The sequence below is a fragment of the Actinopolyspora xinjiangensis genome (genome assembly GCF_900104475.1).
In the GTDB taxonomy this organism is placed as follows: domain Bacteria; phylum Actinomycetota; class Actinomycetes; order Mycobacteriales; family Pseudonocardiaceae; genus Actinopolyspora; species Actinopolyspora xinjiangensis.
Genome location: NZ_FNJR01000007.1, coordinates 74970 through 98697 on the forward strand (window position 1 = coordinate 74970; position 23728 = coordinate 98697).

At 68.2% G+C, this 23728-nt stretch carries 25 protein-coding genes; 5 read left to right on the forward strand and 20 right to left on the reverse strand.

Going from position 1 to position 23728, the window contains the following annotated elements:
* Window positions 1–136: 136 nt before the first annotated feature.
* On the forward strand, window positions 137–658 hold the full coding sequence (locus BLQ75_RS12105; RefSeq protein WP_092601727.1) for a GNAT family N-acetyltransferase: 522 nt from the start codon (window positions 137–139) through the stop codon (window positions 656–658).
* A gap of 115 nt (window positions 659–773) precedes the next feature.
* Here BLQ75_RS12105 and BLQ75_RS12110 read toward each other — a convergent pair whose 3' ends face one another.
* From BLQ75_RS12110 to nucS, 10 genes are all read right to left on the reverse strand, one after another.
* Complete coding sequence (locus BLQ75_RS12110) at window positions 774–1523, reverse strand: alpha/beta hydrolase (RefSeq protein WP_092601729.1); 750 nt, start codon at window positions 1521–1523, stop codon at window positions 774–776.
* A 179-nt stretch (window positions 1524–1702) separates the two neighbouring features.
* Entirely contained in the window at window positions 1703–2011 is a 309-nt protein-coding gene (locus tag BLQ75_RS12115; RefSeq protein ID WP_092601731.1) for a hypothetical protein, read from the reverse strand.
* Window positions 2012–2231: 220 nt separating this feature from the next.
* Window positions 2232–3209 carry a DUF3558 domain-containing protein gene (locus BLQ75_RS12120; protein WP_244515476.1) on the reverse strand — a complete coding sequence of 326 codons (978 nt, stop codon included), beginning with the start codon at window positions 3207–3209 and terminating at the stop codon, window positions 2232–2234.
* A 65-nt stretch (window positions 3210–3274) separates the two neighbouring features.
* Complete coding sequence (gene dhaM / locus BLQ75_RS12125; RefSeq protein WP_092601733.1) at window positions 3275–3988, reverse strand: dihydroxyacetone kinase phosphoryl donor subunit DhaM; 714 nt, start codon at window positions 3986–3988, stop codon at window positions 3275–3277.
* Window positions 3988–4623, reverse strand: coding sequence for a dihydroxyacetone kinase subunit DhaL (gene dhaL / locus BLQ75_RS12130; RefSeq protein ID WP_092601735.1), 636 nt, complete (start codon window positions 4621–4623; stop codon window positions 3988–3990). Before dhaL ends, dhaM begins: the two co-directional genes overlap by 1 nt.
* 146 nt (window positions 4624–4769) lie before the next feature.
* Complete coding sequence (gene dhaK / locus BLQ75_RS12135; RefSeq protein WP_092601737.1) at window positions 4770–5765, reverse strand: dihydroxyacetone kinase subunit DhaK; 996 nt, start codon at window positions 5763–5765, stop codon at window positions 4770–4772.
* Between the two features lie 374 nt (window positions 5766–6139).
* On the reverse strand, window positions 6140–7666 hold the full coding sequence (locus BLQ75_RS12140) for an aldehyde dehydrogenase family protein (protein ID WP_092602007.1): 1527 nt from the start codon (window positions 7664–7666) through the stop codon (window positions 6140–6142).
* Window positions 7667–7846: 180 nt separating this feature from the next.
* Window positions 7847–8122: a hypothetical protein gene (locus BLQ75_RS12145; protein WP_092601739.1), complete on the reverse strand. Its 276-nt coding sequence runs from the start codon at window positions 8120–8122 to the stop codon at window positions 7847–7849.
* Window positions 8123–8149: 27 nt separating this feature from the next.
* Window positions 8150–9829: a sodium:solute symporter family protein gene (locus BLQ75_RS12150; protein ID WP_092601741.1), complete on the reverse strand. Its 1680-nt coding sequence runs from the start codon at window positions 9827–9829 to the stop codon at window positions 8150–8152.
* Window positions 9830–11206: 1377 nt separating this feature from the next.
* Window positions 11207–11866, reverse strand: a complete 660-nt coding sequence (nucS, locus tag BLQ75_RS12160; protein WP_092601745.1) for an endonuclease NucS — start codon at window positions 11864–11866, stop codon at window positions 11207–11209.
* A 76-nt stretch (window positions 11867–11942) separates the two neighbouring features.
* Here nucS and BLQ75_RS12165 point away from each other — a divergent pair, with 76 nt between their 5' ends.
* A complete protein-coding gene (locus BLQ75_RS12165) occupies window positions 11943–12530 on the forward strand; it encodes an NUDIX domain-containing protein (protein ID WP_092601747.1) in 588 nt (195 codons plus the stop codon).
* Window positions 12531–12746: 216 nt separating this feature from the next.
* Here the strand turns inward: BLQ75_RS12165 and BLQ75_RS12170 are convergent, their stop codons facing one another.
* Window positions 12747–13136: a hypothetical protein gene (locus BLQ75_RS12170; protein ID WP_092601749.1), complete on the reverse strand. Its 390-nt coding sequence runs from the start codon at window positions 13134–13136 to the stop codon at window positions 12747–12749.
* 147 nt (window positions 13137–13283) lie between these two features.
* Between BLQ75_RS12170 and BLQ75_RS12175 the strand changes: the two genes are divergently transcribed.
* Window positions 13284–13745 carry a QcrA and Rieske domain-containing protein gene (locus BLQ75_RS12175; protein WP_092601751.1) on the forward strand — a complete coding sequence of 154 codons (462 nt, stop codon included), beginning with the start codon at window positions 13284–13286 and terminating at the stop codon, window positions 13743–13745.
* A gap of 259 nt (window positions 13746–14004) precedes the next feature.
* Window positions 14005–14547 carry an RBBP9/YdeN family alpha/beta hydrolase gene (locus tag BLQ75_RS12180; protein WP_092601753.1) on the forward strand — a complete coding sequence of 181 codons (543 nt, stop codon included), beginning with the start codon at window positions 14005–14007 and terminating at the stop codon, window positions 14545–14547.
* A 177-nt stretch (window positions 14548–14724) separates the two neighbouring features.
* On the opposite strand, the gene BLQ75_RS12185 is transcribed toward BLQ75_RS12180, so the two are convergent.
* The 3 genes from BLQ75_RS12185 to murA form a co-directional block, all read right to left on the reverse strand.
* Window positions 14725–14928 (reverse strand): DUF397 domain-containing protein, encoded by a 204-nt coding sequence (locus BLQ75_RS12185; protein ID WP_092601755.1) that lies wholly within the window; start codon window positions 14926–14928, stop codon window positions 14725–14727.
* Window positions 14929–15000: 72 nt separating this feature from the next.
* On the reverse strand, window positions 15001–15360 hold the full coding sequence (locus tag BLQ75_RS12190) for a hypothetical protein (RefSeq protein WP_139182966.1): 360 nt from the start codon (window positions 15358–15360) through the stop codon (window positions 15001–15003).
* Between the two features lie 174 nt (window positions 15361–15534).
* On the reverse strand, window positions 15535–16791 hold the full coding sequence (murA, locus tag BLQ75_RS12195; protein ID WP_092602009.1) for a UDP-N-acetylglucosamine 1-carboxyvinyltransferase: 1257 nt from the start codon (window positions 16789–16791) through the stop codon (window positions 15535–15537).
* Between the two features lie 132 nt (window positions 16792–16923).
* Here murA and BLQ75_RS12200 point away from each other — a divergent pair, with 132 nt between their 5' ends.
* A complete protein-coding gene (locus BLQ75_RS12200; RefSeq protein WP_092601758.1) occupies window positions 16924–17508 on the forward strand; it encodes a cob(I)yrinic acid a,c-diamide adenosyltransferase in 585 nt (194 codons plus the stop codon).
* Window positions 17509–17922: 414 nt separating this feature from the next.
* Here BLQ75_RS12200 and BLQ75_RS12205 read toward each other — a convergent pair whose 3' ends face one another.
* From BLQ75_RS12205 to atpA, 6 genes are all read right to left on the reverse strand, one after another.
* Entirely contained in the window at window positions 17923–18396 is a 474-nt protein-coding gene (locus BLQ75_RS12205) for a GNAT family N-acetyltransferase (RefSeq protein WP_092601760.1), read from the reverse strand.
* A gap of 316 nt (window positions 18397–18712) precedes the next feature.
* The gene (locus BLQ75_RS12210) at window positions 18713–19168 is read right to left on the reverse strand and encodes a DUF2550 domain-containing protein (RefSeq protein WP_092601762.1); all 456 of its coding nucleotides are present in this window, start codon (window positions 19166–19168) and stop codon (window positions 18713–18715) included.
* 12 nt (window positions 19169–19180) lie between these two features.
* Complete coding sequence (locus tag BLQ75_RS12215; RefSeq protein ID WP_043577012.1) at window positions 19181–19546, reverse strand: F0F1 ATP synthase subunit epsilon; 366 nt, start codon at window positions 19544–19546, stop codon at window positions 19181–19183.
* Window positions 19547–19701: 155 nt separating this feature from the next.
* Entirely contained in the window at window positions 19702–21135 is a 1434-nt protein-coding gene (atpD, locus tag BLQ75_RS12220; RefSeq protein ID WP_092601764.1) for a F0F1 ATP synthase subunit beta, read from the reverse strand.
* Window position 21136: 1 nt separating this feature from the next.
* Window positions 21137–22057 carry a F0F1 ATP synthase subunit gamma gene (locus BLQ75_RS12225; RefSeq protein ID WP_043577006.1) on the reverse strand — a complete coding sequence of 307 codons (921 nt, stop codon included), beginning with the start codon at window positions 22055–22057 and terminating at the stop codon, window positions 21137–21139.
* 10 nt (window positions 22058–22067) lie between these two features.
* Entirely contained in the window at window positions 22068–23720 is a 1653-nt protein-coding gene (atpA, locus tag BLQ75_RS12230; RefSeq protein ID WP_092601766.1) for a F0F1 ATP synthase subunit alpha, read from the reverse strand.
* Between the last annotated feature and the right edge of the window lie 8 nt (window positions 23721–23728).

Below are 23728 nucleotides of genomic sequence, written 5' to 3' on the forward strand. Positions count from 1 at the left end.
ATGAGCGTCGGAAATCCGCTGGACGGCCCGCACCAAGCGGCAATAGGCTGCGCACCAGGAAGGCCGGGCGGTTCGTCCCTCGCACGGAGGTTTCGGACACTCGGCAGGACCCCCGTGGAGGAACGACGCGGACCGCATGGCGAACGAACGCACCACGGAACGACTCAGGCTGCGGCCCCCTCTCCTCTCCGACGAGGCCGCCGTGCTGGCACTGCACACCGACCCCAGAACCAACAGGCACCGCCCCGCCGGAGTTCCCACGCCGGAACGGGTGCGTTCCGACCTCACCGACTGGATACGGGACTGGAGCGACGCGGGAATCGGCTACTGGGTGGTGGAGTCGCTGACCGGCGGCGAACCGCTCGGGGTCGGTGGACTGCGGCGGACAGCTCTCGAGGACGAGCCGGTGCTCAATCTCTACTACCGGTTCCGCCCCGAGGCGTGGAACATGGGGTACGCCGCTGAAACGGCAACGGCCGCTCTGGAGTGGGCCGAGGAACACCGTCCGGGCCTGCCGGTCGTGATCCGGACCAGGCCGAGCAACGGGGCGGCGCTGCGCGTCGCCGGGAAGCTGGGATTCGAGTTCGCCGCCTCACGCGTCACCGAGGGCGCCGAGGAGTGGGTCTACCGCTGGTCCGGTCCGAGAACTTCCCGCTGAGGGCTCGCGCTCCCGCGAGGGCACACCGGAGACGTGGCGGTCCCCGCACGATACCGGTGGCCCCGCGAGAGCCCTGGGTTTCCATGACGCGGCCCCCGCCGAAACGGAGGGACGGTCAGGAGTCCACGATCGTCACCTGGTGGGTGTCGGTCTCCCCGTCCCAGTAGCGGGGCAGCGGTGTGGGGACATCCGGGGCGACCGCGCGAACGATCGCGTCGAGCGCCTGCTCCGCCTTGCCGACCCACAGGTGCTTGGTCTCGGGGAACCCGATCACCTCGGCCTGGGTCAACGGTGCGAACCGGCGGCGCGCCTCGTCGGGACGCAGGTAGTCGTCGAACTCCGGGACGAGCGCGTGCACCGGTTTGCCGGACTCGGCCCAGGCACGCAGGTGACGTTCCTCGCTCCAGCGCAGCGGCGGTGAGATGAGCACCGCGCCGGTCACGGACGGGTCCAGACCGTGCACCAGCGTCAGATCGGTGCCGAAGGACCATCCGAGCAACCAGACGTCGGGCAGGTCGTTGAACTCGGCGTACTCCAGCGCCGCGGCCACGTCGAAGCGTTCCGAGTCACCGTTGTCGAAGGCCCCCTCGCTGCGCCCCGCCTCGCTCGCGGTGCCGCGCGTGTTGAACCGCAGCACTGCCAGGTCGGCCAGCGCGGGCAACCGCCAGGCGGCCTTGCGCAGCAAGTGCGAGTCCATCATCCCGCCGTGGGTGGGCAACGGATGCAGGCACACCAGCGTGGCGCGGGGCGAACGGTCCTTCGGGAGGGCGAGCTCGCCCACCAGCTCCAGCCCGTCCGCGGTGTGCAGCGTGATCGGCTCACGGTGTCCCGGGAGCACGGTGTTGGCGCGGATTTCGGTGCTCATCGTCGTGATACTGCCACGAAAGGGTGAGTCCACGCCCTCGGCCCCGCCCAGGGGGTTCCCGGATCACTCATCGAGGTCGCGGGACGGTCACCTGCCCTCCCCGACGGCACTCGCCTGATCCCGGTCCGGGAGCGACGCCGGACGGCACGAACGCGGTCGGGCGCGGCGAGGTCGCCTTCTCAGCGGAGGCCGAACCCCTTGCCGCTGCGCTTGCGTCCGTTCCAGCAGCCGGTGTGCCAGTGGCGCCGATCCCGCACGGTGCCGTACTCGTCGGCGGGCCAGGCGACGACGTGGCTGACGCCCGCGCGTATCTCGTGGTCACAGCCCGGACAGCGGTACTCCTTCTGCGCCTGGGAAGCGGGCACGGTCCGCACCAACCAGTCGCCGTCCGGCGCCGTCTCGGTACGCGCGAAACCGAAACCGGAGCCGAGCGGACGTGGTGCGGCATCCGATCGACGAGGCCCCCTGGGGCGGTTGCGGCGAGGCACGTCCCAACGTTAACCGGCGGATTCGTGCCCGGAAAGCACCTCCCCTGCTCGCTCCCACCAACGGGGCCTCTCCGCACACTGTCCCGCTACCGGTGCCCAGCCCGGGTGGGCTCGCCGCGCCACCCGTACTCGGACGGCCCACCGGTGCCGCTGGCGCGAGGCGCCGGCTCACGTGCCGGCCGACCGGCCATCGGGGCGAGCAGTGTGGTGAATCCCGTGGTCACCTTCTCGGGAGTTCGGGCCAGGCCCGCTCGGCGAGCCCGCGTGCGAACTCACAGGCCCGCACCCCGTCGGCGTCCGGCAGGAAGACCACGAGCATCGCGACCTCGACCTCGCCGCCGTCGGAACCCCCGAACGGGATGTGAGCGGTTTCAGCGGAGCACAGCCCCACCTTCGGATCGTCACCGACGATGTCGACCACGGTGCGCCTACCGGCGATGCGCTCCACGACGGACGTGGCGTCCCGCCTGCTCGGCGGTTCGCCGGCGGTGAGCACGACCTCGACGCTCGGCACCCGGATGGTCTCACCGCCCCAGGTGCAGCGGTGCCCGGCGGGAGCGGCCCGTCGCCGAGCTCGCTCCAACCCGTCGATGCGGCGCACCACCCCGTCGGACAGCAGGGCGCACGGGTCCACCGTGGTCAACGAGTCCGGTGGGAAACGGCGGTGTTCGATCTCACCGGCGAGCACGCTCTCCGCGCTGCCCCGGGCTCCTCTCTCCGCCACGGCGCACAGTCCCACTTCCGGATCACCGGAGAGCAGATCGACGTCGACGTTCATGGCGAGCCCGTCGGAGAACAGCATCCGCCAGGTGCAGTGGTCCGGCACCGGTGGTTGCCGGACCAGCCTGATCCCGCCGACGTGGTGCACCGGATTGCTCGCGGTCAGCTTCGCGGCGTCCACGTCGTGCAGCCTCCCCACGGCCAGCTGCAGCAGCCCGCCCGACTCGGGCCTGACGTGGAACAGGCAGTAATCCAACGAGACCGTGGCGGCGCGCGCCACCTCACCGAACCGGTCGAGGCGCCGTGGGTCGAGCAACTCGCAGGGATCGAGCGTGGCCAGTTCCCCCAGCACATCGCTGGGGACACCACGCTCACCCCGGTGCCGCGAGGTGTCCGCCCCGGGAAGCACCGCGCAGCCCGCGAGCAGCACGAGCAGGAGCGGCAGGACGGACCACGGCGAACGGTGACGCGCGGGCACGCCCCCACCTCGGAGTATCGGACGGAACGGTTCGCGGGTGGAGCCGGACCGAGGTGTCGTGGAACTCACCCCTCGAAATCGCGCTCGGCCAGTTCGACGACCCGGCGCAACGCCTGCTCGGCGTCCGGACCGGCGGCGTACAGGTCGATCCGGTTACCCTTCCGCGCCCCCAGCCCCATGACCCCGAGCACGCTGCGGGCGTCGGCGGAGCTCTCCCCGGCTACCACGGTCACCTCGGCCTCCAGCCCCGTCAGCGCGCGGGCCAGCAGCGCGGCCGGTCTGGCGTGCAGTCCCACCTCGTTCTCCAGAACCAGTTCCCGGTGAACGCGGGGCGAGGTGACGGTGGACTCCCCGGAGTCCGCCACCGCGTCCTCGGTGGGGGGCTGTCCGACCTCCTCGACCGTGCCACCCGTCGCGCGTTCGGCCGCGTCGGCCACGGTCCTCAGGTCGTCACCGCCCTGGGCGGAAGCGGCGGCGGCGACGGCTCCCTCCACCAGCGGGGCCTCGGCCAGCACGGCGGTGTTGGGATCGGCCAGGGACTCGACGGCCAGTTCCGCCGTCATCCGCGCACTGCCCAGGTCGTACAGCAGTACCACCCCGGAACCGGTCTCGGCGTCGGCCAACGCGGCGGAGGTCGCTTCGAAGTCGGTTCCGAGTCCGCCTCCGGCCATTCCCCCGGCCGATTTCACCCTGACGTCGGGAGCGAGCTGTCCCAACAGTTCGACGACCCCTCGCGAGATGGCGTCGCTGTGCGAAACGATCACGAGTCCGACCGGCATCATTCGACTCCCGTCACGTCGGCGAAAGCGGCCAGCAGCAGGGCCACGGAGCGCGCGCCCGGATCGAGGTGTCCCGCACTGCGGTCCCCGAGGTAGGAGGCACGGCCCTTCCTCGCGATCAACGGTACGGTCGAGCGCGCCCCGGTGGTGGCGGCCTCGGCCGCCGCCGCCAGGACCTCCGCCGGATCAGCACCGCTGGTCGCCCTCTCCTCGGCGGCACGCACGGCCGGGAGCAGCGCGTCGATCATCGTCTTGTCCTCGGGTTCGGCCTTGCCCCGGGAGACGACCCCTTCCACGGCCGCCCGCAACGAGGCGGCGAGCGTCGCGCCGTCCAGCTCCTCGACCTCGCCCGCGCTGGAGGCCGCGCGCAGGAAGGCGGTGCCGAACAGCGGCCCGGAGGCGCCGCCCACCGAGGAGATCAGGCTGGTGGCCACGAGCTTGAGCACCGCCCCCGGCGTGGGCGGATCCGCGAGGTCCAGCTGGGCCACCACCGCGCGGAAACCCCGGTCCATGTTCTCGCCGTGGTCACCATCGCCGATGGCCCTGTCCAGTTCGACCAGTTCGTCCCGGTGCTCGGCCATCGCGTCGGCACCCCGACGCACCGCCGCCGCGGCATCTCGTGCCGTACAAGGCATGTGGCCCTCTTCCCTGTTCGTCAGGAGTCCTCACGCGAGACGCCCGAGGACTCACGCGGAAAACGGGCGGTGGCGAGCGGCGATCCGCACCGTGGGCACCGTCGCGGCTCGTCCTCCGACCGGATCACTTCCGGGCAGGCCGGTGCTCACCAGGTCAGCGCCGGAGTGCTCACGGGCGCGTCCCACAGCCGCCGCAGCTCGTCGTCCAGCTTGAGCAGTGTAAAGCTCAGGCCCCGCATCTCCAGACTCGTGATGTACGGCCCGACCAGTCTGCGGGTGACCCGAACGCCGCGTTCCGCGAGGAACCGTTCGGCGATGCCGTGAGCGAGGTACAGCTCCGTCTGCGGAGTGGCCCCCATCGAGTTGGTGAACAGCAACACCTCGTCGTCGCGCCGGAACGGCAGGTCGTCCAGCACCGGTTCGAGCAATCGCCACACGATCCCGTCGGCGGACTCCAGCTCGACCCGCTCCCTGCCCGGTTCGGCGTGAATGCCCACGCCGACCTCCATCTCGTAGTCGGCGAGCTCGAAACTCGGCTCGCCCACGTGGGGGACGGTGGGAGCGGTCAGGGCCATCCCCATCGAACGGACCCCGGCACTGACACGCTCCGCGATCTCGTGACAGCTCGCCAGGTCGTCGCCGCGCGCGGCGGCCGCGCCGACGATCTTCTCCAGCAGGACGGTACCTCCCACACCGCGGCGGCCCGCCGTGTTGGTGGAGTCCCGCACGGCCACGTCGTCCTGGACCACCACGGTTCGCACCCCGATGTTCTCCGCTTCGAGGAGTTCGGCGGCGGTCTCGAAATTGAGCACGTCGCCCGTGTAGTTCTTGACCACCAGCAGCGTCCCCGCGCCGCCGTCCACTTCCCCGACCGCGGCCCGCACGGCATCGGGGGTGGGAGAGGTGAACACCGCTCCGGGCACGGCCGCGTCGAGCATGCCGGAGCCCACGAAACCGACGTGCAGGGGTTCGTGGCCCGATCCTCCACCGGAGACGACGGCGACCTTGTCGGCCACCGGAGCATCGGCGCGAGCGACGAACGCCGGGTCGAACCGGACCCGCAGCCGCTCGGGGTGGGCGGCGGCCATGCCGCGCAGCGCGTCGGTCACGACATCGGTGGGAGCGTTGATGATCTTCTTCACTGGCGACCTCCTGGCAGACCGTGGCGCGCCCGGCCGAGCGACACCGCTGGATTCCGCGCACCGGACCGGGGACGGTTCCGCACCGACCGTGTCCCCGGAACGGGGCAGGGCGGTCGTGCGCGGGTCCGCTCCCCCAGGATCCTTCCGCCGCCCACAGTCCGACAACAGTCGAATACCGGCCAGTCGAAACCGGGAGGTGAACTCTCTTCGTCGTTGACGGCGCACCGGACTCGGAGGGCGAAGGCGTGCACGTGCGCCACGCCAGAAGCCGGGCCGCCGGGAACGGCGCCACCATGGGCTGGTCCCGCCGAGCCGGCCAGGCCGGTGGGACCGTGCGGCCACACCGGTGGCCGAACCGACCGGGTTTCGAAAGGCTACCGGCGTCCGCGAACCAGTCGCATCAACCGGACCAGGTTCCGGACGGCGCCCTTGGGGCGGCCGAAGCTCATCGGCTCGATCGGCATGCGGAACCGGGACCGGGTGATCGCCTGCGGCCTGGCGAACTCACGCAACCCGTCGGCACCGTGGATCCGACCGAAACCGGAGTCGCCGACCCCGCCGAACGGCAGGGCGGGCACCGCGGCGAACGCGATCACCGAGTTCACCGCGACCATCCCGCTGCGCAGCCGACGTGCCAGTTCCACTCCCTTGGAGCGCGAGAACACCGTGCCGCCGAGGCCGTACCGACCGGCGTTGGCGCGCTCGACACCCTCCTCGGCGGTGCGCACCCGATTGATCACCAGGGTGGGGCCGAAGGTCTCCTCCGTGACGGCGGCGGAGTCCTCCGGCACGTCCGTGAGCACGACCGGATCGACGTAGGGCGGACGAACCGAGTCCTCGCCACCGAGCAGGCTCCTCCCGCCGGAGCGGGTGGCGTCGGCGATGTGCTCGCGGATCACCTCGACCTGCGAGCCCATCGTGATGGGACCGAAGTCGGCTGTGGACTGTCCACCCGCTCGCAGTTTCTCCGCCCGCCCGAGAACCAGCTCGATGAACCGGTCGGCCACGGACTCGACCACGTAGACGCGCTCCACACCTATGCAGGTCTGTCCGGCGTTGGAGACCGCTCCCCACGCCGCCGCCTCGGCGGCGGCGCTCAGATCCGCGTCCGAGTCCACGATCAGCGCGTCCTTGCCGCCGCATTCCACCAACACCGGTGTCAGCGACTCGGAACACGTGGCCATCACCCGCTTACCGGTCTCGGTGGACCCGGTGAAGGCCACCTTGTCCGCGCCCGCGCGGCACAGCGCCGCCCCCGTGTCCCCGAATCCGGTGACCACCCGCAGCACAGGGTGTTCGGGAACGACTTCGGCGAGAGTTCGACACAACCACTCCCCGACTCCCGGGGTGAGCTCGCTGGGCTTGAACACCACCGAGTTGCCCGCGGCCAGTGCGTAGGCGATGGACCCCATGGGGGTGAAGGCGGGATAGTTCCACGGGCCGATGACCCCGACGACACCGAACGGGCGGTACTCCACGGTGGCCGCCTGATTCGCCATGAGGAGACCGGGGGAGACCCCGCGCCTGCCGAGAACCTTGCGGGCCTTGGCGGCCGCCCAGTGCAGGTGATCCACGACGAGCACCATCTCGAGCCGGGCGTCGTCCATCGGCTTGCCGGTCTCCGCGGCGATCAGCTCGGCGGCTTCGTCGAGCCGGGACACCAGCAACTCGCGCCAGGCGTCCAGCCTGCGCTTGCGCTGCTCGAACCCCAGCTCCTCCCACCAGCGCTGCGCGTCACGAGCGGTGCGGACGGCCTCGGAGACGTGCTCCTGGTCGTGGATCGGGTGTGTTCCGACCACTTCACCGGTACGTGGGTCGATCGATTCGAAGATCGGTTCGGACGAAGTCCCCGCCGTCCTGTCGACGGACGCTTCGACGCTGCCGCGCGCGGTCTGGGTCATGCTCGGCCTCCCCACCGGTTCGTGTTCACCGGCCGCGATGTCGCCGGTCCGCCTCGGTCCGCGGAACTCTACCCGGCGGCGACGCACGCGACCTCCGCGCGGGCACGTACGTGCCCGCGCGGAGGTTCAACGAGCCATCGGCTCGCGAGTTGCGCCGAGTCGCGGGAAAGCGGCTCCCGCTCAGGAGGACTCGGTGTCCGACTCCGTCGGAACGATGATCGGACGCAACCAGCCCCACAGGATGAAGGCCCCGGCGAACACCAGCATGCCGATACCGCTCCAGAGGTTGATATTGACGCCCGCGGCCTGCTCGATCTCCCGCGAACTGGTTCCGAACAGCCCCATCAGGGTGCAGACCAGGCCGTAGAGCACGAACAGCGCCGCGATCACCTGGCGGACGTCGAACACCCCGGCTCGTTGCCCGCCGCGGGAGCCGTTCTCGTTGGATGCGCTCATGCTTGCCTCCCGGTGTGGCAAACGCGGTTACCCGAAGATGATGTTGAGGACGACGACTATCACCAGCGCGATGCCCGCGAGCAGTGCGGGCCTGCGGTACCAGCCCGCGTCCTCTCCCGTGTTGGAGGCGGTGCGGTCCTCCTTCGGGGTGAGTCCGTAAACCAGTCCGACCAGCTCCGCGGCGGGCTTCGGCCTGGTGGCGAGGCTGACCACGACGCTGACGACGATGTCGACCACGAAGGCAGCACCGGCGCCGACGAAGCTGGCTCCCTGCCCCGGCAGCTCCAATACGCCCGTCTCTGCCATCAGGAAGACGCTCAACGAGGCGGCGGTGCCGAACACGAGGCCGGACCAGCCCGCGGCCGGGGTCATTCGCTTCCAGAACATACCGAGGATGAACGTCGCGAACAACGGCGCGTTGAACAGCGAGAACAGCTGCTGCAGGTAGTCCATCAGGTTCGAGTAGCCCGAAGCGATGAAGGCGGTACCGATCGCCACGACGGTGGAACCGACGGTGACCCAGCGCCCCATGCTGAGGTAGTAGCTGTCCGGACGGTTCCGGACGATGTAGGCCTGCCAGATGTCGTAGGTGAACACCGTGTTGAACGAGCTCAGGTTCGCGGCCATGCCGGCCATGAACGAGGCCAGCAGTCCGGCGAGCGCGATCCCCAGGATGCCGTTGGGCAGCAGGTCGCGCATAAGCAGCAGGAGGGCGTCGTTGTACTCGACGTTACTCTCACCCGTCTGCTTGAGCGCCATCATCTCCTGCACCGAGGCACCGGCGATCATACCCGGGATGATCACCAGGAACGGGATGAGCATCTTCGGGAAGGCACCGATGATCGGGGTACGCTGCGCGGCGGACATGCTCTTGGAGGCCATCGCGCGCTGGACCTCCACGAAGTTGGTGGTCCAGTAGCCGAAGGCCAGCACGAAGCCGAGGCCGAACACGATTCCCAGCACGGACAGGAAGTTGCTGCCGAACCCGGTCAGCTCGTTGCCGGGCCAGGCCGAGAGCTCGTTGGCGCCGTACTGAGCGCTGATCTTGTCGACCAGTCCCGACCAGCCACCGACCTTGATCATGCCGACGACGGTCAGCGGCAGCAGCGCGGCGACGATGACGAAGAACTGCAGCACCTCGTTGTAGATCGCCGCGGAGAGACCACCGAGGCCGGTGTAGCTGAGCACGATCAGGGCGGCGATGATCACCGAGACCCACAGCGGCCAGCCCAGCAGCACGTTGACGATGCTGGCCAGCAGGAACAGGTTCACACCGGCGATGAGCAACTGCGCTACCGCGAAGCTGATGGCGTTGACCAGGTGCGCTGCCTTGCCGAACCGGCGCAGCATGAACTCGGGGACGCTGCGCACCTTGGAGCCGTAGTAGAACGGCATCATCACGACACCGAGGAACAGCATCGCCGGGATCGCACCGACCCAGAAGTAGTGCATCGTCGGCATGCCGTACTGGGCGCCGTTCGCGGACATTCCGATGATCTCGACGGCACCGAGGTTGGCCGCTATGAAGGCCAGTCCGGTCACCCAGGCGGGCAGCGACCGCCCGGAGAGGAAGAAGTCGAGGCTGCTCGACACCGAGCGACGCGCCAGGAGCCCGATTCCGAGCACGAACGCGAAGTAGAGCGCGAGCAGCAGGTAATCGACCGGCCCGGCGTCCAGCCGAAGCTGCTCCTGGGCTAGCACATGCACGCTACCCCACCTCCAGAGTAAACAAGTTCAAACGGTAATCACCATTCACCAAAGCAGGTGAACAATACCCCACAGTGCGCCGAGTCACAGAGGGCCGATACCAATTCGTTGACCACTGAGGCTAAATCGATCAGGCGAGCCCCGCCAAGCACCTGATCGAAGAGAGCACCCGGGCCACACGGAGCAACACCGGCCGGAACACCAGGCCCGATTCCGTCACCACGACTCCCCCACCGAGAAACGGGAGCGGACAGCCGGGGAACGGAAACCAACAGGATCGCGACAGCGACGACACCCCCGAAAAACGGAGTCGGCGCGAACGAACCGCCGACACGAAGTGTCACCAGAAAGACGAAACCCTCTCGAACCACTGGAAAGGGCTCATCTTCGAACCGAGCGATCAGTCACGCAAAGTAAGAACGAGTCGCACGCAACCGCTGGACGGGCCACTTCCAGGGGCAGATGTTAACCCGACCAGTGCAGTGAGCTTCGAACCTCTACCACACGAAGACGGTCACGCATAGCATCAATACGACTACAGGAGGTGATTGAATGAGCATCGCCGCCGTACTGGCGCTGATGGCCGCGACGCTGGTGGTGGGGCCGTGGCTGCTGCTGCGCTGGCTGTCCGACACCCCACGACGAGGAACACCCCACGGATGACCCCGCCCCGTGGCGGAACGAGAAGTCCATCCGAATTGTCAACCGAGGAGGGTCTCCCGTGAGCGGGCGGAACTCACAGCCGGCCGTGTCGCTGACACGATGCCGGTGGATACTGGAAGAAGTGGCCCACTCTCTCGCGGCCGACCGGATGACAGCCACGGAGTGCCGGAACCCGGCCGAAGCGGTGGAGGCGCTGGCCAGCCCTCTCCGGGAACACGGCGACCACGCACCGGGCGGAAAAGCTCCCCTGACGAACGCCCATTCGGTGGGTTCATCGACACGAGAAGGGGAGATCGAACGGTGACGGCACCGGCCATTCCCGAAGCATCGCCGACCACCTCGCCGCGACGGTCCCCCCTGGCAGCGCGCCCGTGCCGCACCCACCGCTACGTGACCGCGTTCCGGGGCGAACTCTTTCGGCAACCCGCGGCGCGCACTGTCACCACCCCACCCTGTCAACCCCCGCAATTCCCCACACACGGCTGGCCCCCACCGGAAGTGAGCTCGCCCGACATGGACCTGCTGGCACGAGTGCTGGACGGGCTGCGACAGCTCTGAACGGATGAGCACGGCCCGGTTCGGGTGGTATCCAACGGCGTACCGTGCGGCGCCTCACCTCTGCGTGGGGTGCCCCGAGCAATGACTCGCGGGCTCGCGGGCACACCCCTGCCTCGCGAGAAAGTTCCACCCGAGGCCCCGCGGTGGGACCGCCGGTCAGAAGAGTCGGTACTCGTCCGGTGTGATCCCCCGCAGCCGCTCGTAGTCCAGGGTCACGCAGCGGATGCCCCGATCCTCGGCGAGCGTGCGAGCCTGGGGCTTGATCTGCTGGGCGGCGAAGACACCGTTGACGGGCGCCAACACGGGATCACGGTTGAGCAGGTCGAGGTACCGGGTCAACTGCTCGACCCCGTCGATCTCGCCACGCCGCTTGATCTCCACCGCGACGTTGCCGCCCTCGGCGTCCCGGCACATCAGATCGACCGGCCCTATCGGCGTCGGGTACTCCCGGCGAACCAACGTCCACCCGTCACCGAGCGTACTCACGTGTTCGGCCAACAGCTGCTGCAGGTGGGACTCGACACCGTCCTTGACCAGCCCCGGTTCCGCCCCCAACTCGTAGTTGGAGTCCTGCAGGATCTCCTTGATGTCGATGACGAGCTTCTCCCCGGCCTTGTTCTGCACGGTCCACACGTCGGGGTCCTCGATCAGCCAACACGGCGGACTCATCCAGTTCAACGGCTTGTAGGCTCGATCGTCGGAGTGCACCGAGACCGAACCATCGGCCTTGATCAACAACAGCCGTGTCGCCAACGGCAGGTGGGCGTTGAGCCTGCCGATGTAGTCGACCTTGCAGGAAGCGATTACCAAACGCACTCGACAGAGCGTAAAGGCAAGACCTCCAGCGACCGACGACCACCTACCGGTACCACTTCCACAAAGGACCGAGCGGATGAGAACCGAGAGCAGCAGACAAGTCTACGCCAACCCTTGGATGACCGTCCGCGAGGACGCCATCCGTCGGGCGGACGGTTCGAACGGGATCTACGGCGTGGTGGACAAACCGGACTACGCTCTGATCATCCCGCTGGAAACGGGCGAGATCAGCGGCGCCGACGGGGCGGGACGGGTGCAGCTGGTCGAGCAGTACCGCTATCCGCTCGGGACACGACGTTGGGAGTTTCCGCAGGGCACCGCCCCTGACCTCGCCGAACTGGACGGGCCGGAACTCGCCACTCGTGAACTGCGTGAGGAGACCGGGCTGCGTGCCGAACGTCTCGTCGAACTCGGTTCGTTGGACGTGGCTCCCGGACTGTCCAGTCAGCGGGGCCGCGCGTTCCTGGCCACCGGGCTCACCCTCGGCGAACACGAACGAGAGCACGAGGAGCAGGACATGCGCTCGGCCTGGTTCAGCCGGGAGGAGATCGAACGGATGATCCGCCGGGGCGAGATCGCCGACGCGCAGTCCGTCGCGGCCTACACGCTGTTGCTGCTGCACGAGCGGGCCGAGACGGAGGCGGATGATATCGGGGGCGAGTGAGCAGCGGAAGCGTTCCCCCGGAATCCGGCGACCAGCCGGTCGCGTGACTCGTAGGTTGGCGACGTGCCCGACCGACTGCTGCCCTTCCTGCTGCTCTCGACGCTGATCACGGTGACCGCTGGCCCGAACGGACACCGCGCCGACTCCCACCGGTGGTGACCAGGGCCGCGGCCGATCGGGCGACGAACGTCCGTCAGCCCCGCCGGAGGCGTCCCCTCAGCCCCGGGCTCCCAACACCAGCAGCGGGAGGGCCGCCAGTACCACCACGGCCTCCGCCACCCCGGCCAACAGCTGCGGAACGCCCGTGGCCACCTCCTCGGAACCGAACAGACCGATGGTGACGGCGACGAAGAACGCGGCCAGTGTGAGAACCCCGAACGCGACAGCCCCCAGCACGGGCAGCCAGTGCTTCCACCCCAGCAGCACCATCGCCAACACCAGTCCCGCAACCGCGTTGAGTAGGAAGAGCGGCCCTATCACCGCCACCTCGCGCACTCCTTGCGCCCACAGCTCGAGGTGAACCACGGCGGACAGGAGCAGTCCCGTCGCCACCAGTACCCGCAGCACCTCGGCGGTCACGCGTCCGGCTCGGTTCGAAGGGTTCATGGTAGTTCCCGCTCCGCCATCGCAGTGTCCGTCAACGACCTCGGCCGATGCGAGGCGGGCCCCTCCCGGAGCTCCGCCCCGCACTCGGCGACCGTGTCACTATGCCGGTATTGTGCGGCTCGACGCGAGTGACTGCTCGGAGGCGAGATGAGTTCCGAACGAGCGACCTCCCGGCGCCGACTGCTGGCCACCGGCGGAGCCTGCGCGGGCGCCGTGGCGCTGAGCGGCTGTGCGGACGGTTCCTACAGTGGTTCCTCGCTGACCGAGGAGGAGAGCGCCGCTCCCTCGGCGAGCGGGAAGCCCGGCGAGGGCACAGTGCTGGCCCGTGTGGACGAGGTTCCGGTGGGTGGTGCACTTGTCACCGAGGGCCCCGACGACGAGCGGATCGCTCTCGCCCAGCCGAGCGAGGGTGAGTTCACCGCGCACAGCGCCGTGTGCACCCACATGGGCTGCACCGTGCGCGCCGACGGGAACCGGCTGCGCTGTCCGTGCCACAACTCGGTGTTCGAGTCCGCCACCGGAGAAGTGGTCAGTGGTCCGGCGCGAACCCCGCTTCCCGGCATCGCGGTCCACGTGGCGGAGGAACGGATCGTCACCGGCGAGGGCTGAGCCCTCCGAACGCCCCCTCACGCCTCGGCGCGGGTGTCCCGGCGGCGAGCCCGGTGCCACAGCCAGGCGGGGATGGAACACTCGTGGGGCACGCCCCGAGCCGCCGAGACCTGTTCGTGACGAGTGATCGATCACGATCGTGGTCAGCTCGCAGGCGGTCCCGCATAGTCTGGCGTTCGGTGACGGTGCGCACGGTCGTCTCGTCCCCTACCGGAGAGCGGCACCGTGCCGACAGGGCAGTCGAACGCGAGGGGTGCCAATGTCGTCTCCCGCGACTCCGGTGTTCCTGGCCGGTTTCGGCAACTCCGAACCTGAACACTGGCAATCCAGGTGGTACGCGCGGACGGGCAACGGCGTGTGGGTGACGCACGAGTCCTGGACGAGTCCGGTTCGCGACGACTGGGTGGCCGACCTCGAAGCCACGCTCGTCGGTATCGCGGGCCCCAAGTTCCTCGTCGCGCACAGTCTGGGATGCACATTGGTGGCCGAGTGGGCCACCGAGCACCGGAACCCCGACATCACGGGAGCCTTTCTGGTGGCACCCCCGGACGTGCGAGGCGAGAACTTCCCCACCGAGGCCGTGGGGTTCGATGGCTCGGAAGACGTTCGCCTGCCCTTCCCAGCGCTGCTGGTCGCTTCCGAGAACGATCCCTACTCCTCGCTGGAACGTTCCCGGGAGCTCGCCGGGCGGTGGGGAGCGCGGCTGGCCAATGTGGGACGTCGCGGACACATCAACACGGCCTCCGGACTGGGTGACTGGGAGGAGGGCCGGTCCCTGCTCGACGAGTCGTTCACCCGCTGAATCGGCACTCGTCGAAGCCGAACGACCGCCTCGGGAGCTCGGCCCCCGTCGCACGACGCGGCTCGGACACGCCCGGATACGCGATCCGGGGAACCATTCGTGTGTCCCGGCCGGGCACCGGGACACCACATCAGTCGCCGGAGCCCGAACGAGTGGCGGGACCGGCATCGCGGAGTGTCAGACGCCGAACTCCCCGTTGCGAACGCCGGAGGCGAAGGCGACCATCTCGGCCCTGGTGAACTCGAGCACCGGACCGTCGGGCTCCCGGGAGTTCCTTATGCCGAAAGTGTCACCCGACCGGGCGACCTCTACGCACTCCGTTCCCTCGATGCTGGATGCCTCCGCCTTGTGGAAGGTCATCCGTGACCAGTCGACGCTCATACCAGCTCCTCTCGGATCGGCGACCCGGTACCCGGCACGTTCGGGGACGTGGCCGGCAGCGGGCCGCTCCTTCTAGTCGATCGGGAACTTCACAGCACCCATGGTCCTGAGGTCGCGCAGGATCTCCGAGGTGTGCGCGGTGACGGCGGCCGCCGCCCTGGTCTCGTCCGGTACCGGACCGATCCGCGAGTACAGTTTGTTGAACCTGCCCTCGTCCAGCATCTGGGTCACCTGCTCCCAGGGAGCGTTTCGATCCCGGGAGTCGTGGTCCCACGAACCACCACACCTCAGACAGTCGATCTGGAACACCCACTGGTCGAACGGGCCGGTGAAATCCCCGAGCCAGCGCACCCGCTCACGCGGGTGCGAGCACTCCGAGGGAGTCAGCCGGACGGTGTTCGCCTGGCCGAGATCGTACTGCGGACACTGCACTCCCTGTTCCATAGCTGTGCGAACTCCCCTGCGACGCTGCCGACAATCACGTCAAGATCATCGACAGCACACCCAAGGTAACTGATGAAATACCGAAAGTAACCACACATAAGTGTGTAGTTCCTCAGGCCCACGCCGGTCGGAGAAACCGCCTCTGCGGGGACACGGCCCGCCTCAGTCCGAGACGCGCTCGATGTCGGCTCCCAAGCCGCGCAACTGCTTCACGAAATCCGGGTAGCCGCGGTCGATGTGGAAGACATCCCACACCTCGGTGACCCCGTCGGCGCACAGTCCCGCCAGGACGAGCCCCACCCCAGCACGGATGTCGGAAGCCCAGACAGGAGCGCTGGAGAGCCGTTCCTGTCCCCGCACCACGGCGTGGTGCCCGTCGGTGCGAGCATCGGCGCCCATCCGGACCAGTTCCTCGATGAACCGGAACCTGGACTCGAACAGGTTCTCGGTGATCATCGAGGTGCCATCGGCGACAGCGGATAGCGCCAGCGCCATGGGCTGCAGATCGGTGGGAAAACCGGGGAACGGCAGCGTGACGTAGTCCACCGCACTGGGGCGCCGCTCCATCGCCACCCGGAAGCTCTCCTCCCCCGCCGAGATCTCGGCCCCGGCACCGCGCAGCTTCTCCAGCACGAGGTTGACGTTGTTCGGATCCACCCCGTGCACGGTCACGTCACCACGTGTGGCAGCGGCGGCGAAAGCCCACGTCGCGGCCACGATACGGTCCCCTATGACCTGGTGTCGGACCGGTTCGAGCCGGGCCACCCCGTGCACGGTCAACGTGGAGGTGCCCGCACCCTCGATCTTGGCGCCCATCTGCTGCAGCATCACGCAGAGATCCACGATCTCCGGTTCACGAGCGGCGTTGTCGATCACGGTGGTGCCGTCCGCGAGAACCGAGGCCATCAGGATGTTCTCGGTCGCCCCCACACTGGGGAAGTCGAGCCATACCTGCGCCCCGTGCAGGTTCTCCGCCTGGGCCACCACCGCGCCGTGCTCGATGTGGCTGGAGGCCCCCAGCTGGCGCAGGCCGTTCTGGTGCATGTCCAGCGGACGGGAACCGATCGCGTCACCCCCCGGCAGGGTGACCACCGCACGCCTGCAGCGGGCCACGAGCGGACCGAGCACGCACACCGAGGCGCGCAACCTGCTCATGTGCACCGAGACGGCTTCGTGACTGATCTCGGGAGGAGTTTCGATGGTGGTGGTGGAACCCTCGATCTCAACCGAACACCCCAGGCTGCGCAGCACGTCCGCCATGAGCGGGACGTCGAGGATCTCCGGGCAGTTCGTGATCGTCGTCGTCCCCTCGGCGAGCAGGGAGGCGGCCATCAGTTTCAGCACGCTGTTCTTCGCGCCGACCACGCCGACGTCACCGACGAGACGGGCGCCGCCGTGTACCCGGAAATGCTCACTCACGGACAGCCAGGTTACGGCGGCGGTACGGTCGGTACCCGAGTGGGTGGTACAACGATCGGCCGAACACCCCCCGGTCGCCGGGAACTCCTCCGAACCGACACGGCACGGGCGACGAAGCATAGGCTTGCACGCATGAGCGTGCACCTGACCAAGATCTACACTCGTACCGGTGATTCGGGGACCACTCGCCTCTCGGACAACTCGGTGGTCTCGAAGACCGATCCGCGTCTGGAGGCCTACGCGGACGTGGACGAGACGAACTCCGTGCTCGGAGTGGCGCTCGCGACGGCCGAGTTCGACGCCGACGTGCACGATGTGCTGCGCTCGGTGCAGAACGACCTGTTCGACGTGGGGGCGGATCTCGCCACCCCGGTGATGGAGGAACCGAAGTACCCGCCGCTTCGGGTCCGGGAGGGCTACGTGGAGCGGCTGGAGAACTGGTGCGACGAGTACAACGAGCGCCTGGGCAAGCTGGAGTCGTTCATACTCCCCGGCGGAACCCCGGGCGGTGCGCTGCTGCACCAGGCCCGCTGTGTGTCCCGGCGCGCCGAGCGTTCGGCCTGGCGGCTGCTCGACGCCGATCCGACCAACACCAACGAGACCCCGGCCAAGTACCTCAACAGGCTCTCCGACCTGCTGTTCATCCTCGCCCGGGTCGCCAACCCTTACGGGGACGTGCTCTGGCGTCCTGGTGGCAACGCGGAGCAGGAGTCGTGAGCCGAATCCGGATCGACTTCCCGCCGTCGGTATCGCGGTGAAGGCGGATCTATCGATCGGCGCAGCAGCGCCGAAGTCCCACCAACCCCGCGGCTCGCACCGCCGCGGGTTCTGCCGTGCGGCTCTCGCGAGGAAGGCCCGACGTTGTGTAGTGACTACCCGATGTCGGGCCTCCCGGAGCGAGAGCCGTGCGAGAGGTTCCGCCACGGACGCACCCACCAACCGAACCGTGGAATCCTCATCATTCAGTCGCGCGACGTGAGCAGGGTGCGGGACCCCGGTGCGTGAGTCGGATGCATTGCGAGGCCGGGCCGCTCGTCGCGTAGGACGCTACTCACCAGCCGGCCCAACGTCGCAAGGCGCCGACTCACGTGACGGCTACCCGACCACCGCGCCAGAGCACCTTTCCGAGGCCTAGTTGAGTTCTTTGGCGAAGCACCGGCTCTCGGGCTCCTCGCGGTACACTCCGAACCTGGGTATCTCGTGATAGCCGGACGACTGGTAGAGGCCGATCGCCTCGGGCTGCTGCAACCCGGTCTCGAGGACCATGCGCTTGCGGCCCGCCCGCACGGCGGTGTCCTCCAGCTCGGCGAGGATCTCCCGTGCGAGTCCGTAACCTCGCGCCTTTGGCACCACGTACATCCGCTTCATCTCGGCATCGCCGTCCCTGAACTCCGGGTCGTCGGAGTCCTGGGCGCGCCAGCCCCCGATCGCCACCGGCAGCCGCGCACTGTAGCCCACCAGGAACAGCCCTCGAGGCGGCAGGAAGTCCTCGGGCAGCAGCGGCGTGCTGTCCGGACCGCCATAGCGGTGGACGTACTCCTGCTGCACCTGGCGGATCAGCTCCGCCGCATCGGGATGATCATAACGACAGACCTCGATCAGCACTTCGCCATGCTAAGCAATGCGTACTGAAGTCCACCACGGAATTCCCCGGCAATCGCCGCGTCGGTGGAGCTACACGGCGGGGCGGACGCCAGTATCTCGCGGAAGCGTCGAATCATCGACGCGGGTAAACTCCCACCACTACCACAGGACGAACCTCGACCACGCCCGCAATCAGCACCGCCGCGGGTTCTCGCGTGCGGCTCTCGCGAGGACGCCGGAGACGTTGTGTGTCGCTACCCGATATCGCCGACCCCGCGACGAGAGCCGTGCGAGAGGTTCCGCCACAGCGACACCCCGGCAACCCGGAAGGAAAACCTCAATGCCCGGCCCAGGGGGCGACGCTGCTGGGGGGCGCCGACTCCATCCAGGACAGGAAACCGGTCAGCGCGTCGTTTCCCATCGCGATCTCGATGTCCTGCTGGGGGCGCCTCAGGTGGACCACCAACGACCCCGCCGGCATGGTGTAGGTCTCGGCGGTGCTCGGACTCCGCCTCGCGGAGATCTCCATGTCGCCCCGGTTGAGCACCCAGTCGGGGCCGGAACGCAGACTCAGCGCGCGATACCAGGCGAACTCCTCGCCCCGGTAGTGCGCCACCCCCAGGTGCCAACCCCGACCGGGTTCGCCGCGATGAACCCGCAGCGCGACCTCGATACCTCCGGCCCTGAGCTTGCCCAGTCGGCGACGCGCCAGCAGCAGGCCGCCGAGCACGGCCAGCACGACGACGACCGCCGAGCCGAGCGCTAGGGCCAGCAGCAGGATCGAGGCGCTCATTCGTCGCGGCCGTCAGACGGAGTAGCCCGCCACTCGCAGCCGTGACCTGGCCCGTATCCTGGTCTGCTCGTCCTCTCCCTCGGCATCGCGCCGGGCGGCGGCGACGTCGATCTCCTGAGCCAGCTCCGCCGACTCCGCGAGAACGCTGACGACGCCGTTGGAGGTCGAGAGGAAGCCACCGTGCACCGCGGCGGTGACGGTCTCGTGATCGGGGGTCGCGATCTTGACGACGCCGCCCTCGACCAGCTGACCGAGCATCGGCTCGTGTCCGGGCAGGATGCCGATTACACCTTCGGTCGTCTGGGCTACCACGCTGGTCGCCTTACCGGACCAGAGTCGGCGCTCCACGGCGACCAGCTCGACGGACATCTCGGCCACGCGTGTCTCCTTCGTCGGTGTGTCGTCGTAGTCTATCCGATGGATCGGACGGGTCCGAACGGCGGCATGGCCGGCATCCGGACCGCCGCGAACGCGGAGCGGGTGCCGGACTCCCCGGCACCCGCCGTCCGTCGAGGCAACGGGCGACTACCCGATCACTCCTGGTTGTACTTCTCGTAGGCCTGCTGCAGGTCCTCGAGCCCACCGATGGACAGGAACGCCTGCTCCGGGTAGTGGTCGAACTCGCCGTTGCAGAGCTTGTCGAACGCCTCGATGGTCTCCTTCAGCGGAACGAAGGAGCCCTCCTGGCCGGTGAACTGCTTCGCGACGAAGAAGTTCTGCGACAGGTAGCGCTCGATCCGGCGCGCCCGGTTGACGGTGACCTTGTCCTCCTCGGAGAGCTCGTCCATACCGAGGATCGCGATGATGTCCTGCAGCTCCTTGTACTTCTGCAGGATCTGCTTGACCTGCTGGGCCACCCGGTAGTGGTCGTCCCCGACGATGCCGGGGTCGAGGATGCTGGAGGTGGAGGTCAGCGGGTCCACCGCCGGGTAGATCCCCTTCTGGGTGATCGACCGGGACAGCTCGGTGGTCGCGTCCAGGTGGGCGAAGGTGGTCGCCGGCGCCGGGTCGGTGTAGTCGTCGGCGGGCACGTAGATCGCCTGCATGGAGGTGATGGAACGCCCCTGCGTGGAGGTGATCCGCTCCTGCAGCGCACCCATCTCGTCGGCCAGCGTGGGCTGGTAACCGACCGCCGAGGGCATCCGGCCCAGCAGGGTGGAGACCTCCTGCCCCGCCTGGGTGAACCGGAAGATGTTGTCGATGAACAGCAGCACGTCCTGGTTCTGCACGTCGCGGAAGTACTCCGCCATGGTCAGACCGGACAGCGCCACCCGCATACGGGTGCCCGGCGGCTCGTCCATCTGGCCGAACACGAGCGCGGTGTCGGCCAGCACGCCGGACTCCGACATCTCCACCCAGAGGTCGTTGCCCTCACGGGTGCGCTCACCGACACCGGCGAAGACCGAGGTACCGCCGAAGTTCTTGGCGACACGACGGATCATCTCCTGGATGAGCACCGTCTTGCCGACACCGGCACCGCCGAACAGACCGATCTTGCCGCCCTGCACGTAGGGGGTCAGCAGATCGATGACCTTGATGCCGGTCTCCAGCATCTGGGTCTTGCCCTCGAGCTTGTCGAAGGTCGGCGGATTGCGGTGGATGCTCCAGCGCTCGGCGTCGGAGGCATAACCGGGCTCGTCCAGGCAGCGGCCGAGGGCGTTGAACACGTGGCCCTTGACCACGTCACCGACCGGCACGGAGATCGGTGCTCCGCTGTCGGTGACCGGCGCACCACGCACGAGGCCCTGGGTGGGCTGCATCGAGATGGTGCGTACCACGTTGTCACCGAGGTGCTGGGCGACCTCGAGGGTGACGTCGTTCGACATGCCCGCCGCCGTGATCTCCACGGACAGCGCGTTGTTCAAGTCCGGCACGTGGTCGCGGGGGAACTCGACGTCCACCACCGGGCCGAGGACCCGGACGACGCGACCGGTGCCAGTAGCAGTGCTAGTGGCAGTTGCAGTCATGTCACTCACTTCCTGCAGACGAGAGCGCCTCGACACCACCGACGATCTCGCTGATTTCCTGGGTGATCTGGGCCTGGCGCGCCTGGTTTGCCTCACGGCTCAGGTTGCGCACGATCTCGTCCGCGTTGTCCGTGGCCGACTTCATGGCGGTACGGCGGGCGGCGTGCTCGGAGGCAGCCGAATCCAGCAACCCGGCGAACAGGCGGGTGTTGATGTACTTCGGAAGCAGCGCCCGGAACAGAGTCGAGGCGTCCGGCTCGAAGTCGTAGGCCGGCCGCAGCCCCTGCGACTCGGTGTACTCCACTTCCAGCGGAGCGACGCGCCGGATGATCGGCTTCTGCGTGAGCATCGAGACGAACTCGGTGTGCACCAGGTGGATCTCGTCCACCCCGAGCACGTCCTCGGAGGTCTCGTGGTGCTTGGCGTCCTCCGTGCCCTGCATGAAGGCACGCACCAACGTCTCACCGACGTCCGCGGCGTTGGCGTAGTCCGGCCGATCGGTGAAACCGCTCCAGCTCTTGGTGATCTCCCGGTTGCGGAACCGGTAGTACGCCTCGCCCTTGCGTCCGATCACGTACAACAGCGGGGTCTTGCCCTGCTGCCGCAGCGTGTTCTGCAGCTCCTCCGCGGCACGGATGACGTTGGCGTTGTAGGCGCCGCAGAATCCGCGATCACTGGTGACGACCAGCACGGCGGAGCGCCTGGAATTGTCCCGTTCGACCAACAGCGGGTGGTCGAGCGGGCTTGCATCGGCCAGCGCGGTCAGTACCCTGGTGATCTCCTCGGCGTAGGGCCTGGAGGCCTCGACCCGCGCCTGCGCACGCGTGATGCGCGAGGTCGCGATGAGCTCCTGCGCCTTGGTGATCTTCCGGGTCGACTGCACCGACCGGATGCGGTCTCGTAGTTCGCGAAGCTGAGCCATGGCTACCCGGTCACTTCTCGCTCTCCCCGGCTGGGCGGTTGACCTTCACCGTCTCCTGGGCGACCTCGTCGGCCTCCACGGTGCCGGTCTCCTCGTGCTGCGGAAGCGCAGCACCGCCTTCCGAGGTGGTGAACTGCTTCTTGAATTCCGTGACGGAGTCCTCGATGGCCCGGATGCCGTCGTCGGAGAGCTTCTTGCTCTCGACGATGTCCTTGAGCACGGTGTCCTGGTTGCGCCGCAGGTGCGCCAGGAACTCCGTCTCGAACCGGGACACGTCGGCGATCGGGACGTCGTCCAGGTGACCCTTGGTCCCCAGGTAGAGCGAGACGACCTCCTCTTCCACCGGGAACGGCGAGCCCTCGCCCTGCTTGAGGACCTCCATCAGGCGAGCACCGCGGTCGAGCTGCGCCTTGGAGGCGGCGTCCAGGTCCGAGGCGAACGCGGAGAACGCCTCGAGTTCACGGTACTGCGCCAGCTCGATCTTCAGCGAACCGGTGACCGTCTTCATCGCCTTGAGCTGCGCGGAACCACCGACACGCGACACCGAGATGCCGACGTCGATCGCGGGGCGCTGCCCGGAGTTGAACAGGTCCGACTGCAGGAAGCACTGCCCGTCGGTGATGGAGATGACGTTGGTCGGGATGTAGGCCGAGACGTCGTTGGCCTTGGTCTCGATGATCGGCAACCCCGTCATCGAGCCGCCGCCCAGATCGTCGTGCAGCTTGGCGCAACGCTCCAGCAGCCGGGAGTGCAGGTAGAACACGTCACCGGGGTAGGCCTCACGCCCCGGCGGACGCCGCAGCAGCAGCGAGATCGCGCGGTAGGCCTCCGCCTGCTTGGAGAGGTCGTCGAACACGATCAGGACGTGCTTGCCCTGGTACATCCAGTGCTGGCCGATGGCCGAACCCGCGTAGGGGGCCAGCCACTTCAGCCCCGGGGAGTCAGACGCGGGGGCGGCGACGATGGTGGTGTACTCCATCGCGCCCGCTTCCTCCAGCGAACGCTTGGCCGCGGCGATGGTCGAGCCCTTCTGGCCGATCGCCACGTACACGCAGCGGACCTGCTTCTCCGCGTCGCCGCTCTCCCAGTTGCTCTTCTGGTTGATGATGGTGTCGAGCGCGACCGTGGTCTTGCCGGTCTTGCGGTCACCGATGATCAGCTGGCGCTGGCCGCGGCCGATCGGGGTCATGGAGTCGATGGCCTTGATGCCGGTCTGCATCGGCTCGTTGACCTCTTGGCGCTGGACAACCGAGGCTGCCTGCAGCTCCAGGTCGCGGTTCTGCTCGGCCTCGATGTCACCGAGCCCGTCCATGGGCTCGCCGACCGCGTTGACCACGCGGCCGAGGAAGTTGTCGCCGACCGGGACCGACATCACCTTGCCGGTGCGCCTGACTTCCTGGCCCTCCTCGATCTGGTCGGCTTGACCCAGGATGACCGCACCGATCGACTGCGCCTCGAGGTTCATCGCGACGCCGTAGATGCCGCCGGGGAACTCCAGCAGTTCCTCGGTCATGACCGAAGGCAGACCCTCGACATGGGCGATGCCGTCACCGGTGTCCGTGACGACCCCGACCTCCTCGCGGCTGACCTCGGGTGAGTAGCTGGAGACGTACTTCTCGATCGCACTGCGGATCTCGTCCGACGAGATCGTCAGCTCCGCCATGTCTCGTT